The sequence below is a fragment of the Candidatus Profftia tarda genome, assembly GCF_904848675.1.
Classification (GTDB): Bacteria; Pseudomonadota; Gammaproteobacteria; order Enterobacterales; family Enterobacteriaceae; genus Profftia; species Profftia tarda.
Window position 1 is genome coordinate 1,118,278 of sequence record NZ_LR890047.1, and the last position, 16,505, is coordinate 1,134,782.

7 protein-coding genes are annotated in these 16,505 nt (G+C 30.8%); 4 read left to right on the forward strand and 3 right to left on the reverse strand.

The features are described 5' to 3' along the window. The first annotated feature begins 65 nt into the window (after window positions 1-65). Window positions 66-1,367 carry an adenylosuccinate synthase gene (locus tag KTT71_RS03155; protein ID WP_216782395.1) on the forward strand — a complete coding sequence of 434 codons (1,302 nt, stop codon included), beginning with the start codon at window positions 66-68 and terminating at the stop codon, window positions 1,365-1,367. Window positions 1,368-3,696: 2,329 nt separating this feature from the next. Here KTT71_RS03155 and KTT71_RS03160 read toward each other — a convergent pair. The 3 genes from KTT71_RS03160 to lolB form a co-directional block, all read right to left on the reverse strand. Continuing rightward, window positions 3,697-4,644 carry a ribose-phosphate pyrophosphokinase gene (locus tag KTT71_RS03160; RefSeq protein ID WP_216782396.1) on the reverse strand — a complete coding sequence of 316 codons (948 nt, stop codon included), beginning with the start codon at window positions 4,642-4,644 and terminating at the stop codon, window positions 3,697-3,699. A gap of 1,194 nt (window positions 4,645-5,838) precedes the next feature. After that, the gene (gene ispE, locus KTT71_RS03165; RefSeq protein WP_216782397.1) at window positions 5,839-6,711 is read right to left on the reverse strand and encodes a 4-(cytidine 5'-diphospho)-2-C-methyl-D-erythritol kinase; all 873 of its coding nucleotides are present in this window, start codon (window positions 6,709-6,711) and stop codon (window positions 5,839-5,841) included. Continuing rightward, a complete protein-coding gene (gene lolB, locus KTT71_RS03170; protein WP_216782398.1) occupies window positions 6,701-7,330 on the reverse strand; it encodes a lipoprotein insertase outer membrane protein LolB in 630 nt (209 codons plus the stop codon). The genes ispE and lolB overlap by 11 nt, the downstream gene beginning before the upstream one ends. A gap of 2,580 nt (window positions 7,331-9,910) precedes the next feature. On the opposite strand from lolB, the gene prfA reads away from it, so the two are divergent. The 3 genes from prfA to queC all read left to right on the forward strand — a co-directional run bounded on the left by prfA (window position 9,911) and on the right by queC (window position 16,159). Next, window positions 9,911-10,999, forward strand: a complete 1,089-nt coding sequence (gene prfA / locus KTT71_RS03175) for a peptide chain release factor 1 (protein ID WP_216782399.1) — start codon at window positions 9,911-9,913, stop codon at window positions 10,997-10,999. Beyond that, on the forward strand, window positions 10,996-11,850 hold the full coding sequence (prmC, locus tag KTT71_RS03180; protein ID WP_216782400.1) for a peptide chain release factor N(5)-glutamine methyltransferase: 855 nt from the start codon (window positions 10,996-10,998) through the stop codon (window positions 11,848-11,850). Before prfA ends, prmC begins: the two co-directional genes overlap by 4 nt. A 3,622-nt stretch (window positions 11,851-15,472) precedes the next feature. Beyond that, window positions 15,473-16,159 (forward strand): 7-cyano-7-deazaguanine synthase QueC, encoded by a 687-nt coding sequence (gene queC, locus KTT71_RS03185; RefSeq protein WP_216782401.1) that lies wholly within the window; start codon window positions 15,473-15,475, stop codon window positions 16,157-16,159. Window positions 16,160-16,505 lie beyond the last annotated feature (346 nt).

Here is a 16,505-nt window from a genome sequence, read left to right on the forward strand (position 1 = left end):
GAAAATAATAAAACTTTTCAAAAAGTAGTGATAGAATTCATTTTAATAAAGTGGTGAGAATTGTAATGGGTAAGAATATCGTCGTACTAGGAGCGCAATGGGGTGATGAAGGAAAAGGTAAGATAGTAGATTTATTAACCGAAAGGGCTAAATATGTTGTGCGCTACCAAGGAGGACACAACGCAGGTCATACTATAGTCATTAACGGCAAAAAAACTATTCTTCATTTGATTCCATCTGGGATTCTGCGTAAAAACGTAACGAGTATTATTGCAAACGGCGTTGTGTTGGCTCCTGATGCTTTAATCCGTGAAATTACAGAACTTGAATCACATGATATTCCTGTTCGTGAACGTCTTTTAATATCCGAGTTATGTCCGCTGATCCTACCATATCATGTAGCACTAGATAAGGCTCGCGAAAAAGAGCGTGGTATAAAAGCTATCGGGACAACAGGTAGAGGTATAGGACCTGCATATGAAGATAAAATTGCTCGTCGCGGTCTGCGGGTTGGTGATTTATTTGATAAAAAAAACTTTGCAATCAAGCTAAAAACTATTATAGACTACCATAACTTTCAATTAGTTAACTACTATAATGTGCTGCCTATTAACTACCAAATAGTTCTGGATGAAGTGATGTCTGTCGCTGACATCATCACCGCTATGGTGGTTGATGTTTCGGATCTTCTGAACACAGCAAACAAGCAAGGTGCTTCTATAATATTTGAGGGTGCACAAGGAACTCTACTAGACATAGACCATGGAACTTATCCATATGTAACTTCCTCCAATACTACTGCAGGCGGTGTATCTACCGGTACCGGGGTAGGACCATGCTGCATTGATTACGTGCTAGGTATTTTTAAGGCTTACGCCACTCGAGTGGGTTCAGGTCCATTTCCAACTGAGTTATTAGATGAAAAAGGAGAACTCCTGTTTACTAAAGGCAAAGAATACGGCGCAACTACTGGACGTCGCCGCCGCACCGGATGGTTAGACGCTGTTATTCTACGTCGCGCTGTAACGCTTAACTCTCTTTCTGGCTTGTGCATAACTAAAATAGACGTTTTAGATGATTTAGAAAGCATAAAAATATGTATCGGTTATCGCATGCCTAATGGCCATACAATTGACACCACTCCACTGCACTCTGTAAATTGGAAAGGAATACAACCAATATATAAAACTTTGCCAGGTTGGGAAAAGCCTACATTTGGATTAAACGAATACAGTCAATTACCGCAAGCTGCAATAAACTATATTAGGTGTATAGAAGCAGAAACAGGAGTACCAGTTGATATTATTTCTACTGGTCCTGACCGTGCAGAGACTATCATTATAGAAGATCCTTTTAAGACTCAATAATTTATTTCTCTTATTTGTTGCTGAACTATGCAAAATAAAAATAGTTTATTATCATGCATAAATTTTGCTAGAAATATAAAGTATAATTTTAAGAAAGCTCTGATAACTTTTTAGATAAAAATAGTATGAATAAATAGTTATTAAAAAGTATAAATAATTTATTAATAAAATAGCACAATAGTATTATACATCCTTATCCTTTGCTTGAATCATTACAGCAAACGACATCTTTAATTCATATGTTCATCAAGAACGTCATCAAAGACAACGAAAGACTTTAATTTCAATAACCATTAAATAAGGTTTAAACATAAGCCCTGCTATAATTTAGTTGCGATCTAAAATATTATTATAAATATCAACGAACTAGTCTACTCAAAGTATAAAAAATTTTTTAAACATGTAAAATATTCGTATATCCATAACTATTCATGCAAGATAATGTCATCGGTATATTTCAATATATGCGAGCATACTCTAAGAAAAGTATTGCTATCTATGCACATCACGCATAAGAGTAGAGTAAATTGATTGAATTCATATACATAAATGTTTATCATAAAAGAATCATTAGACTCCCTTCAACTAATATTTATCTCATATATGCATCTTATCTTAATATGGCATTATTAGCTTTTCAAATGACTCTAACAGAGCGGGTTAAATAGATAATAAGTGGGAGTGGACAAGCATTAACCACTAAAACTTAGCAATCGCTTACAGAGAGCCAGTTCCTGATTAGAAAAAGATCAATGCCAACAACATGATCTTTTTCTAATTGTCAGTTTAAAGCAATTATCTTCTAAAATAATAATTCTACTGATAGCATTTATTTGTCTGAATATATTTATGAGTGGATAAAAAGTGTACAAAAATTAGAGAACACATAGCATAACAAATAGCGCAGAAAAATATGATACTACATAATTTTACGCTAGGATAACCGTAAGTCTTATATATATCTGGTTAGATCAAGCAAGTGTAGATTTTCAGATCAGTCAACACTAATATTATTAGTCGCAGGATATAGTATGTACAGAGCATTCTATATCTTTAATAAGTTCACGACTTATTACTCAACAGTGATTTCATAAATTGAGAGCACTGATCAAGTTCATGTTAGTGCTATTAGATCTAACATGAAAGATATTCTTGTTGAATGATACTCAATTCAAAAATAATTTAATAGATAAAGTATAAGATTAGGATTGCCTAGAGCATATTTTTGAATTAATTAATAAATTATACTCAATAATAAAGTTAGAAAATGCTTTGCATAAAGTATAAGTTTTTAAATAAAACAAAGATCTTTTGATAAAGAAGTACTACTTCTAAGTATCGCATTATTATTTGTACGATCTTCTTATTTTTAGAAGATTCTAAAAGAAATAAAAATATCTACTGTTAGATATAGCTAGTTTTTAAAATAAATTACCTATAATCCCATATATGTAAATAGTCATAACTTATTTATAAATATGATAATTGTAAAATTACCTAGCTCAGGTACAGATCAATTATTTAAATGAAAAAATCTAATATTAAATGATGATCATCAAAATTATTTTTTCATATCTTTCTATCGATAATATATAATATAATATTTAGTGATATAAGATGCTTATAAATTACTGATCCTAATAAAATATTATTATTTTAACAATTTACGTTATTAAATTACTATATAATATTTTATATTGCGAGGATCCACTGATCTTATAAAAAGAAATATAATAGTAATTAATTTTAATATTAATACATGAAGAAATAATTATATAATATATCATATTATGATCGGTCAAATGTAGAGCTATATAATTACCTAAATTTATCAAAAATATTTTTACTATTATATTTATTAGCAAAATTAATATTTTATTCTACTTATTAACAAATCAAACAATATATCGTTATATAATGTTCATTATAATTCTTAACTTATTTACTACAATAATGATCCTATTCAGGCAAATCAAGAAGAAAAAATTATTAGTTCAATCTTTAAGATAGAAGTCTGTATATAATTATTGTGCAATAGGTTAAAATAATTAGAAGTCATCATAATCTTAGCTTAAAATAGTAATATAAGGCAGGCAATATTCGATAAAGAAGAATCATATAGATTCATATAGATTCATAGATAATGCCACCGCATAATATAATTTTAAATAGCTGATGATAATTTTTCTCTAATTATTATTTTATCGCATCTTAGACAAAGATTCTTAATGTTTACGGACTTAATCAACTTCTGAAGAATTTTTATTATTTTCTTCAATTCACTTATAGACTTCATCTAGATGCATTAAATCATAAGCATATATTATGCTTAGTACTCGAACATTGCAGAAATAGATTCTTCATTGCTTATGCGCCGGATAGCTTCTGCTAGCATACCCGATAGAGTTAGAGTACGAACTTTTTTTAGTGCTTTTATTTCTGCGGAAAGAGGAATGGTATCGCATACTATGATTTTATCGATAACAGAACTTTGAATATTACTTATCGCATTACCGGAGAAGATTGGATGAGTTGCATAGGCAAAAACACTTTTAGCACCACGTTCTTTTAATGCTTCAGCAGCCTTACACAGAGTACCCCCAGTATCTATCATGTCGTCAACTAGCACGCAGTCACGACCAGAAACGTCACCAATAATATGCATAATTTGAGATACGTTAGCGCGAGGACGACGTTTATCAATTATTGCCATATCAGTATCGTTAAGCAGTTTAGCAATAGCACGAGCACGAACCACACCACCTATATCTGGAGAAACTACCATTGGTTTATTCATATTTTTTTGGAGCATGTCGTCTAACAGAATAGGACTGCCAAATACGTTGTCTACGGGAACGTCGAAAAAACCTTGAATCTGTTCCGCATGCAGATCTACAGTAAGAACACGATCTACGCCTACACTTGATAAAAAATCAGCTACAATCTTAGCAGTGATGGGTACACGGGCAGAACGAACACGGCGATCTTGACGAGCATATCCAAAATAGGGTATTACAGCAGTGATACGTCCTGCAGAGGCACGGCGCAATGCATCTACCATGACTACTAGTTCAATCAAGTTATCATTGGTTGGAGCACAAGTAGACTGGATAATAAAAACATCACCGCCTCGTACATTCTCATTTATTTGCACACTGACTTCGCCGTCACTAAAACGTCCTACAGCAGCATCGCCCAGACTAGTGTAGAGACGGCTGGCAATCCGCCGTGCTAATTCCGGAGTAGCATTACCAGAAAAAAGCTTCATGTCAGGCACGAAAACCTCTATATGATTTCTAAAAAATCATTACGGATACATTGAATAAAGGGATATAAAGGTTATTTTATTTACCCTCATAGTAAATTACTTTAGAATAGTATTCAAAGTATAAAGTAAGGTAAATGTCAACTATGAGCACTATGATAAATAGTATATACTATCATAATTATGCTCATTAAAGATAATTCAGTTTAATTATCCTTCCGGTGATCATCATAACTTTATATATAATAGCATTGAAGTAAGAATACTACTATATCAACTAATATACTCTGCAGTATTATATCCAATTTATTTGTTTTGTTTTAACTATTTACCTAGTTTTTATAGAATAATTTTCTACGTAATGATTATAATTATAGTGTTATTAAATAATAACCTATCTGTTTTATTTTAAAATATATAATATCTTTATACTAGTATAATTTACATGGGTTATATTTGCATTATAATAAAGTTTTTTGAATATATGATATTACGTTTATAATCATATTCAAAAACTAACATAGTTCTATATTAATTACATGCTGTTAGTATACTTCTCTGATCTTTCTGTAAATTCTTTTAACATATGTCTGTACAAAAAAATATATTATTAATTTCCCAACATCTTATTTGCTTGCAAGTATACACCTTCTATTTTGTTATTGAGTAATTTATATCTTTATACAGAACTATATAATTTTTACTAAATTTATCTCATATCTTTATGAGAGGTACTGTACAATTAATTTTTCTATTATTAGTAATATGCTAATCATATTTCTGTAGTCAAAATAACCTAGAGTGGTTAGCACAAAAGTTAACTATCCCCCCTGAATATATACTTATACTTACTGATTAATCAAGCGAGGCAATAGATAGGTTAGTAACCTGCTGGTTTTAAACTCTCTTAATAATAAGGAACTAACAAGTGAGAAACGATTAATAATATTGTATCATAGTAACGTTGAAAGATAATATATTCTTCTAAGAAGAACTTGCTTCTCTTAAATCGAGAGTGATCAAAAGAATTATAGAACTATAATCGTCAGCATCATTAATACTTTTATGTATTACCCTAATCATCATTAATACTTTTATGTATTACCCTAATATTGACAGTATGGAATATATTTTAATGATATGAGTTATTCTTTAACTAAGTAAAGAAGATCCAGAAAATATTTAAACTCAAGTACCAAATAAAAATTATTTTGCAGAGTTCATAAAATCTGATCTAAAAATTTGTAGCGGTGAACTATTAACTCCGCGCGCAACAAAAGACGTGATCCAATCTGGTATCTTGCGCTGCACCTCAAGAGCAGAAAACTCAGTCTCAAATTCAGCAAATACACAAGCACCTGTACCAGTTAAACGAGAAGGTGAATATTGTGACAGCGATGAAATAACCCGATCAACATCATAGAAACGTTTTCTAACTATAAGCTCACAATCATTTGTATGCGGGATGCTCATCAGATCCTCGAAACTGCGCACAGGAGAGTTTCTGGTCAATTCCGGATCAGTAAATATCTTTGATGTGGGAATATTTAGACCAGGATGTGCAATAAGATACCATTTTTCTTTAGGATACGCTGGATGTATCAATCTTCCAACACCGTTTGAAAAACATGCAAAACCATTCACAAAAAAAGGTACATCCGCACCAAGCTCGATACTCATCTTGACTAATTCATGATCATTAAAATTAGTCTGCCATAATGTATTAAGAGCTACCAATGCTGTAGCAGCATTAGAAGAACCTCCACCGAGACCTCCGCCTATCGGAATTATTTTTTTAAGTTCAATATCTGCGCCACAATAATCAAAACATTTAGGCAAATTATTACGCAGTAATTTAGCAGCACGTATAATTAGATTCTGGTCATTAGATAAACCGTTAATTTTAGTGAGCAAATTTAGTTTACCGTCACTACGTGGTGTAATAATTAATTCATCGCTATACTCTAAAAATTGGAATAAAGTTTGCAAGTTATGGTAGCCATCATAACGACGATTAATAATATATAAAAATAAATTTATCTTAGCTGGGGAAGGCCACGTACTGCTGCTAGAAATCATTTTTTAAGACCCAAGTATCAATTTTAAGTTTTACGAGTTTATCGTCTTGTATAATATCTAACTGAGTGGGCATTTCAGGATAAGTATCAGAGTTATATTTTAAATATTTTACTTTCCACGTTACACCATCTTTAATCTCAGTAATATTTTGCAACTTATCTTGATTATTGAGCTTAACATAAACAGCATTACCGGGTAATCCTAATATCCATAAACGCAATATTTGTAGAGGTATACGTATACCGGTAAGCTTTTGGATTATTTCATCTGCGCTTTTGCTAAAGTAACTCTTACCTTTGTGATCGGTCAGCCAAATAATTCCTCGAATACTATAAAGAGATATTGCATTACTGAACATTGGATTACTAATTACTATGTAGTAATAATCAGGCGCGCTCTGTTGCCAAAAAAAACGAGCATATAGTCTCTGATGATTCGAAAAATAAGCCAAAGATCCACTAGTTTGGTATTTGACAATTTTTTGTACCTGATTCTTATGCTCGCGCCAGCGCAAGCACTGATAATTGCTGCCTGTAATATTTTTATGTTGTATAATATTACAGGCAGTTAATGAGAAAAAACTAAAGGCTAGCACTATAATAAAAGTTATTTTTTGCACATACTTGTCCGTTCTTACTCTAAGAAATAATTACAAAATTATCCATTATAAATAATAGTATTTTTTATAAAACAGCCTGAGTAATCTCCACATCCCCATCAAGTTCATTAAAAGTTATCCCTTTAATATCACTCTTCTCTAACAATATTATGTCATAATCAAAATGATTCACTATATAACTTAACATCTAGGAAGGGCATTTTAGAATGATAGACTACTATGTCTTAAGAAAGACACAGTAGTCTATCATATAAATAACTATGATAATTATATTAATAATATATTCTACCAATTGCTTATACCAATATTTAGTGCAAAAATCCTATTTTACAAACGCATGTCTTCGCCTTTAATGATTTCTTATTCTTTCTTTTTATAAAAGTAATAAAGATTACAAATAATAACAATTTTTATACTAAGAACGAAACCTATTAATTAACAACTATCATCTTCAAATCATTGGTATAATGATATAGCATGAAATGAGACGTATTCGAAAAGTAGGGAACGATATCAATAATGTTTTATATTGATCTTTTGATCTTTACCAAAGATTATCACTCAGTTAATAATCTATAAGATCTGATAAAATATAAAACCTATACCAATATTCAAGCAGCATGTAAATGCACGACCTTCTTTATTGGGATAAACAATTTTATAAATCATATACAAATGTACTATACAAAACTATAACTAGACTAAGAACAAAAATATAAAGCAGAAAAGATCTAAATGAAATAACCATCATATTATATGATCAATCAAGTTATATTACGGCTCTTGTTCACTTACAATATCAATATTTCTCATTAAAAAACTAGATAAACCTGAGAATACAAAAACTGTAGTGTTCTAGTATTTATAGTTATTACAATCTTCGTGAAATGAACCGATAAAACTATGGATATAACCAAAGAATATCTAGCCGCATACAATTAATTTAGACTATAGTCAACAATGCTAACTTACTTAATAAATAATATTTTAACATATTAAATAAGATTTATATGTACAGTTAGATGGCCTCATCAGGCATCAGAAAGTGAATAACTGTGATACAAAAAATATTTTAGTCTTTAAATATAGTGAACAAGATATTACTATATTAATCTTGCAAAGAATCTTGCTGTTTCACTTACTATATTTCAAAGCATTACTTTAAAAGAATTTTTTCATTTCCTTAGCTATATAATATGAAGCAGACTTCCCTGTATGTCAGACTTATTAATTGCTTAATGTAGAAAACATCAAAATGACCGCAGTATTGCTTATATTACCTTATGGAAAGCAAGACATCTATACTCTAAAATTTTTTCATTAGCATGCTAATAATTCATTAAATAGCATTTCTCATGTACTAGAATTTGAGAATACTTTATCCAAAACTATAAAACACATTATATGAAAGATTCTGTAAAATACATGTAAGCAAGCTAAAATTATGCCTTATTAATCTTCGGATCATAAAATATTACAAAATGTAACAACTTTCAGTTTATTATAACAAGATCTCTATTTCTAGAGAATCAGTGCCCATGTTTATTAAACATAATTTTATCTTCTGGCATTAGTGTGAGGTAATCCATATTATCTAATTCTAAATATCGAGTATATGCAGTTCTTTTCTTTTGTGTGCACGTTATTTTCATCTAAAGATCTTATACAGTCTTTCAAATTTGGTTACAATGATGGATGATTTTGAATGTATGTTAAAAAACTTATCTATGGAATAATTTTTTGCGTACTTCCCATTTATATTGGCGCTAGTTATCTCTTATTCAATTTCTTAGTCATTAGCGGGAGTAAAGAGATCTTTGAGTAATCCTCTAAAGTAAATCTAAAATTAATTATTTAACAAATGTGCAACCATCTCTTTACGTAAATGTTATATGCGTGTATGAAAATTACAACATGTAATCATTTTCAACTTGTAGCATTACAACTAGTAAAATATTAAGAGGTACGTTATATAAAATTAGATATAATTCAAATTAAAAAATTATTTAGAATCCTTAGAAGAGTAAACTCATCATTAGTTTCATCGCTAATCCTGTAGAAATTTTAATAAAAGAGAGGAAGCATGTTTTAAAATTGTTGAATAAATAATTTTATGAATCTTGATGATTCTCATGCTATCAAGATATATTTATAATAAATCAGAGACCTTATTAATCTTAACTGAAATATTTATACAAAATTATTTAAATATCTGACAAGAAAAGCTAAGGACACATCACTAGTATTCATATGATATAGAATAATTGTTACATAACATTTTAACTGAGATAGTATCTTTAAGAATAAACTGCAAATAATTTATTGTGTTATACAAAATAATCAATCTAGCGCTTAATATAAATATGACGCATACGCTACGAGAGCTACAATGCAATAGAAATACTAAAGAATATAACGATACATGGATAAATCCCTGAAGACACACGAAAAGAGGATCTCTCAAGAATTATTCCTATGTAATAAGGTGTTACAATACAAGTATTACAGGGTTCCCCTATAATGGGTGATAATTAGCTTTTCTGAATGAGATAAGATCGTTAAAGGTTAATACATCTAGAGATGAAATCTTCTATAATTGCTAAACTAGAAACTCTACAAGAACGTTATATAGAGTTGCAGGAGCACCTTGCAGATCCCGCTATGATGAAGGATCAGGAACTCTTTCGCGTACTGTCTTGCGAGTACGCACAGTTAAGCGATCTTACTCATTGCTTCCAGAAGTGGCAAAAAGCAAAAGAGAATGTCTACACAGCAGAAACAATGCTTAATGATCCTGAAATGCATAAAATAGCACAGGAAGAAATTTCTGAAAATAATAAAAAAATTATTGATATAGAAAAACAGCTAAGAACCTTAATGTTACCTAAAGATTCTAATGATGAAAGCAACTGCTATTTAGAAATTAGGGCCGGAACCGGTGGAGACGAAGCTGCTTTATTTGCTGGTAAGATGTTCCGCATGTATAGCCGTTACGCAGAATCAAATTATTGGAAAATAGAAGTTATTAATTCTAACGCAGGTGAACATGGAGGATTTAAAGAGATCATTGCCAGAGTTATTGGGTGCAGCGCGTATGGTCACTTGAAGTTTGAATCCGGAGGTCACCGTGTTCAGCGTATTCCTGCTACTGAAAATCAAGGACGCATTCATACATCATCCTGTACTGTAGCTGTCATGCCTGAGATACCGAAACATGCATTGCCAGATATAAATCCTGATGATTTACGAATTGATACCTTCCGCTCATCCGGAGCAGGTGGGCAGCATGTAAATACCACTGATTCGGCAGTGCGGATTACACACCTGCCAACCAGAGTTGTTGTTGAGTGTCAGGATGAACGTTCGCAACATAAGAACAAAGCAAAAGCTTTATCAGTATTGGCTGCCCGAATCCGGGCAGCCGAAATAGCAAAACAAAATGAACAAGAATCCTTCAAGCGCCGTAATTTACTCGGCAGTGGTGACCGTTCGGATCGCAATCGTACTTATAATTTTATACGTGGTCGGGTTACAGATCATCGCATTAACCTTACACTTTATCGTTTAGATGAAATAATGGAAGGTAATCTAGACTTACTCATAGAATCTATCGTTCAAGAATATCAGGCAGATCAGCTAGCATTACTTTGCGAAAAAGACTCATCATGAGATTTGATCAATGGCGTAAGAGGGCTATAGAAAGGCTGTGCTTATATAAAAGAGCCGAATACGACGTTGATGCTCTACTATCTTTTATTACCGGTAAAAACCGTAGCTATATTTTGGCATTTAGTGAGACAGAGCTACGCCTGGAACAAGAAGAACAATTAGAACAACTATTGAGAAAGCGTGAATCTTATGAGCCATTAGCATATTTAATTGGTAAGAGTGAATTTTGGTCATTAAATATAGAAGTATCGCCAGTAACCCTCATTCCACGTAATGATACAGAGTGTCTAGTTGAAAAAGCTCTTGAACTACTTCCAAATCATGCATGCACAGTTCTAGATCTGGGAACCGGTACTGGTGCTATTGCTCTAGCACTAGCCAGTGAGCGACCTGATTGCCAGTTCATTGGGGTTGATTATCTTGTAGATGCCATAGAATTGGCATCACGCAACGCTTCGCGTTTAAAAATTGCCAATACTTCATTCATTAGAGGAAATTGGTTCGAACCTATACAAGGACATAAATTTATGCTAATTATTAGTAATCCTCCTTATATTGACGAACTAGATCCCCATTTATTAGAAAAAGATATTCGTTACGAACCCTTAAGTGCTCTCGTTGCGCCAGAGAAGGGACTCGCATATTTACGCCACATTATAGCATGTGCTCCCGATTATTTGATTGATAATGGCTGGCTTTTGATAGAACATGGCTGGAAGCAAGGCACTACTGTTAGAAACATGCTTAGTGCAAGCGGATTTAACCATATTAGTACAAAAAAAGATTATGGTAATAATGAACGCTGCTCTCTAGGACAAAGACTTAGAATATTAAACACAAAAAATACATAAAATAATCTGCGATACTAAAAATTCAAATGTACAATACTTAAGATATTATTCTTTTTAAGAATCATCTGATTAATCTTGAGTAACTAATAATCAAAGTTTCCTGTAATATTAGACTGAAGAACGAGTATATTCAGCATTAAATCCAATAATTTTAAATCACACTGATAGAACAGCACACTGTAAATAAATAGTTTAAAAATAGATTATAGTACAATATATCACACACTCTAATAGACGGTAGTAATTTAAAATACTGTTCATACAGCACGGAGTTAATGCTTGCTAGAGCGTTATTTATAAATAGTTATATGGATATTTTAAATCTTGTGTTCTTGTAAGTACCATATTTGGATGAATTGCAAATACTCATTGATATGATTTAATCAAAAGTTATTATGATCACTGAAGCGCGCTTAGTTTATGAAACTATTATAATTGCATATAAAATTTAAATACATATTATTATAACGCACTTTTATCATATACTTCGCTAAAAAGTAAGAGTGTTTTGAGTAAAATTCTCTGGTTAATGACAATCTCATACCGAAAATTATACTATAATATTTGCTTGATTTTGAAATTTTATTGTGATTATAGCACGCTATAACAAATAAAAATTGCATCTCTTAGGCCTAAATACCTATATATTATTCTTAGATGTGATGCTTTTGAAAAGCAGTATAGCAATTGTAAGTCAAACCATAATTACTACTAAATATCGGTAATTATACCTCTTACTTGCGAGAGGCAATGAAGTTGAGCTTTTCATAATTATCAAGATTATAATAATTATTTACCTAAAAAGTTTCAAAGATCACCATGAACTAGTTGAGCGTGTGTAGTAGTAAGAGAATAACTACTTTATAGTAGAGATGCATTATATATTGCTTATATCGAGGATCTCATATAGCTATTTTTAGAGATAAAAGTAATCAAAAACTGGTAATAATTTAACTTTGCTTTATATGATCAATCAGCATCTAGATCAGAGATTACCAAACGGATACTTGAATAAAATATTGGATAAAGATCTAGCACTATATCGACTTCCGCAATCTATATTCATATTTCTACTCTGATCCATATATCATTTGCCTATACTGTAGAATGGTAATCCCTACTTTTAAACATTTACGCGGTCGTGGTTATCTGATGAATGCTTTCTTATATGATTGATATTTTTAAAATTAGTATATATATCATTCTATCTTTAATACTTATGCTATTTATTAAATTACTGTGTTTAATGACAAAGCTACTTACCTGGAATAACTTGCCTATCAAATATTTGAACTATGAAAATATCCTTGAGAAGCAATTGTATTATCAGACAAAAATATAGAAGATTATCTTCTGAGGTTGTCATAAAGTAAACCATACTCTTCACGAATTAACAACCCATGAGAAGTGAATCCTGCTAGAAATAAAGATAAAATGCTTTTCAATCACAGACAAGAGATATGCATATAATAAGTAAACTGATAAAACCACCTCATAAAGTAGAAGTACTGAAACAGTAAAGTATCATTTAATTTAAACCCTGAAGATATTACTGATGAAAATGACGAAGACAATTTTTAAGATCGCCTAGTTTGACACCCAGCAGACCGCAATATAATCATATGAATCTGATTTGTAACCGATCAATATTGCTACTGCTGCTCTCTATAATACTAATTATTATAGTTATTAATATTAATCTTAATTTTTTAGAATATAATATTCTGATACAATTTACTCATAAAAATTTTTTCAATATTACTCACGACAATTTTAATAAAAAAAATACGGTATTAAAACTTTATTAACAGAATATTTTATTGCTAATAATATTTTAAGATACATGAAACATAAAGTACAGATCATTGATAAAACATAGAGGGCTTTATCTTGTTATAGCCAGGAATTAACTTTTCTTGAATACCTTAAAATTGCAGCTATACTCATGCGTTTTCGATATGTATAATTAGGATGAGCTGTGTGCCGCATAGATACAAAAGCATATCTTCTTAATCACATATTATTAATAATATACTGGAATTATTACAGAATCAACACAGCACTGCTCTGGAGAGAATACTTTCAGGGTAGATAATCTTATAAGAATAACAGAACAGAAAATACTACATGTATAGCTTATAGCTTAACAAGAAGATATATACTAAAATAATTAATATGTCTGTTCATTAGCTAATATTTAGTAGCTAATCAGCATTTGAGATTGTATTTGAAGGAATTATACATAATTATCCTCGCTAATAATAGAGCAAATTGTAATAATTTAGCCGTGAGGGGATACTATAAAAACAACAATTCAAGTAAACAATAAGGCTTTGCATAGTTCCGTAATTATTCTAAAGTATTGATAAAATAAATAAACTTGTTTTTTAACAGTACTTTACAGAGTTATCTAGTCAAGAGTTGTAAATATCCACAAAAGGCAGGGTAAAAAATGAATTTATATAGGTACGGTCCTAAGTATAACACTTTGAATGTTATTTGATAGACGTAACTTTGTGATAAAAAATTCCCCTATCCTTCAGTAATATAGAGAAATAAAACAATCTATTTTAAGAGCTCTCCTGCAAAAAGAATTACTATAGAAAATGAGATTAGTGCGTCAAGAAGTAAGACATATTTTATGTAAAAGTAATACATTTGATCAAAGTCAATCTATTTTGCCAAATTTGTTATAAAGAAATGAAATATATGCGGAGCTATGCCAATAACTACTCTCTAAGGCAGCTACAACGATAGCATTAGCATCATAAGATCAGATATATACAATATCTATTGCGTGTCAATAGTTATAAGGTCAAACAGATCTCAGAATGTTGTGAGCAAAAGCTGACTTCTTACTGAGTATATGCTGTAATTAATAGATCTCTTATAATTTCATTCTCAATACAATTCAGAATCACATAAACAGTAGTTGCTTGCAATGATGCCTGTAAATTAGAATTTATAACAACATCCTTATAGAAAAACAATTTAGCAGAATAAATGATATAATATCTACAGAATAATCTATATTTTATCTATCTACTATTATAAAAGATATTAGGAATTTTGTATTAAATCATAATACTCTTTTATCTCTCTGAGAATAACATAAGAGAGCGTTAAAAACAAGATTCATGCAGTTTTAAGATATCAGTAAAGTATTCCGCGCTAAATAATTGCGAATAATACTGCACAATATCTATACCACACATAATAAAAAGACATAAAAAAGGTAAATTAACTACTATATTTCCGATATTTATGGACTAAATGCACAAAATATAATCTTATCTATAATTGCCTCACATAACTCCACATATTATATAAAAACCGTATTCCCTTAAATATCTTAATGTTTTTCCCATGTCATAAAGAAGCATAGTGCGGTTACTCAGATACAAATTTATAGAAAATCATGAGTCAAATAAGATCATAAATATGATATTCATGCTTCTTCATTTGATTCCTACTAGAGATAATGACTCCTAAATAATATGAATAAATTGATCGTGATATTATTAGCGTGTTAGTATAATTATGATATTCAAGATCAATAAATTTGATAATAAGAAAAATATGTTATCTTCCTTTATTACTTATATTATCCTGAGGTAATATCATGAGCCTGGCAGTTGTAGTATTTAGTGGAGGACAGGATTCCGGCACTTGTCTAGTACACGCAATAGAAGAATATAATAAAGTGCATTGTATTACTTTTGATTATAACCAACGCCATCATGCAGAAATAGAGGTTGCGCGCAAGCTTGCAGTAAAGCTAGGATCTTCTGTGCATAAAGTGCTAGACCTTCATTTACTCAATCAGCTAAGCATCAGTAGCCTTACTCGTACAAACATTCCTCTACCAAGTTCACAAGAAGATGGTATTCCTAATACTTTTGTACCGGGTAGAAACATTTTATTCCTAACTTTAGCCTCAATTTACGCTTATCAGGTACAGGCCGATGCTGTCATCACGGGAGTATGCGAAACCGATTTCTCTGGTTATCCAGATTGCCGAGATAAGTTTATAAAGTCATTAAATAAAGCGATCACAATAGGTATGGCACGCGAAATAAGCTTTAAAACTCCTCTAATGTGGCTCAATAAAGCTGAAACGTGGGCTTTATCAGACCATTATGAGAAACTCAATATAATAAGAGAAGAAACGCTTACTTGTTATAATGGTATTCAGGGTGACGGTTGCGGTCAATGCGCAGCTTGTAATTTACGTTCGCGTGGCTTGGAATATTATTTAGAAAATAGATCTTTAGTATCCGCTAAAATGAAGGAAAAAATGAGCTTATGATAAGCAATTATATCGAAAAAGAAAAATATTATGTTTGATAATATTTAAAAATATTATTTTTTAAATTAAGATTTGGTATCTATAAATGCAAGCATGTTAAATACATAAATATTTTTATATTAAGGTCTTGCAGCTTCATATAAGCTACTTTTTAAAGAACAGAGTATATTTAAACATATTTAAATATGAAAATAAGTATCATATCTGCTTACGTATGAATACTCAAAAAATTTTATGGTAGTAGACATAGCTGTCTAAGCAGACAATTCTTTTTACCTATTACATTATGCTAAGAAAATAAATATTAATTGATATATCGGCTGATTTATTCCCTGTAAAACATATA

Bases quoted from the DNA above. Each gene is read 5' to 3' on its own strand.
- queC (WP_216782401.1), top strand. From the start codon at position 15,473: ATGAGCCTGGCAGTTGTAGTATTTAGTGGAGGACAGGATTCCGGCACT.
- prmC (WP_216782400.1), top strand. From the start codon at position 10,996: ATGAGATTTGATCAATGGCGTAAGAGGGCTATAGAAAGGCTGTGCTTA.
- prfA (WP_216782399.1), top strand. From the start codon at position 9,911: ATGAAATCTTCTATAATTGCTAAACTAGAAACTCTACAAGAACGTTAT.
- KTT71_RS03155 (WP_216782395.1), top strand. From the start codon at position 66: ATGGGTAAGAATATCGTCGTACTAGGAGCGCAATGGGGTGATGAAGGA.
- ispE (WP_216782397.1), bottom strand. From the start codon at position 6,711: ATGATTTCTAGCAGCAGTACGTGGCCTTCCCCAGCTAAGATAAATTTA.